Origin of the sequence: Tsukamurella conjunctivitidis, from assembly GCF_007858475.1 — a bacterium.
Taxonomy (GTDB): domain Bacteria; phylum Actinomycetota; class Actinomycetes; order Mycobacteriales; family Mycobacteriaceae; genus Tsukamurella; species Tsukamurella conjunctivitidis.
Genome location: NZ_VIGX01000095.1, coordinates 1 through 702 on the forward strand (window position 1 = coordinate 1; position 702 = coordinate 702).

1 pseudogene is annotated in these 702 nt (G+C 67.9%); it reads left to right on the forward strand.

Annotated elements, in window-relative coordinates:
- Positions 1-702 (forward strand): annotated as a pseudogene (locus FK530_RS24525) (peptidase M13); the annotation flags it as partial.

Sequence of the window (702 nt, forward strand, 5' to 3'; positions counted from 1 at the left end):
GGGGCGGCGCCCCTGCTCCCCGAGCTCGACGCGATCGCCGCGGCCACGACGGCCGACGAACTGGCCGCCGTGGGCGGTCGGCTCATGCGATCCTCCGTGTCCTTGTTCTTCGCGCCCTACATCAACAATGACATCAACGACACCACCCGCTACATCACCTACTTCTCGCAGGCCGGTCTGGGCCTGCCCGACGAGTCCTACTACCGCGAGGACAAGTACGCCGACACGCGTGAGGCCTACACGGGCCATGTGGGACGCGCGCTCACGCTCGCCGGCGTCGTCGACGAGGGCGGCGCGGCCGAGGCCGCGCAGAAGGTCATGGCCTTCGAGACCGAACTCGCCTCACACCACTGGGACTCCGTGAAGACCCGGGACCCGCAGCTGGCGAACAATCCGCGAACCTGGGCAGAGATCGCCTCACAGAACCCCGGCTTCGCATGGGATGCGTGGGCCAAGGAGCTGGGTCTGGACACGAGCGTCCTGGACACCCTCAATGTCGACCAGCCCGACTTCCTGGAGGCGGGGGCCAGCCTGTGGACCGCCACCGATCTGGAGGTCCTCAAGCTCTGGCTGATGCGCAAGATCGTCGACGCACGCTCCCCGCTGCTCTCCCGCGCCTTCGTGGAGGAGAACTTCGACTTCTACTCCCGCACGCTGGCGGGAACGGAGGAGCTGCGCCCCCGGTGGAAGCGCGGACTGGGT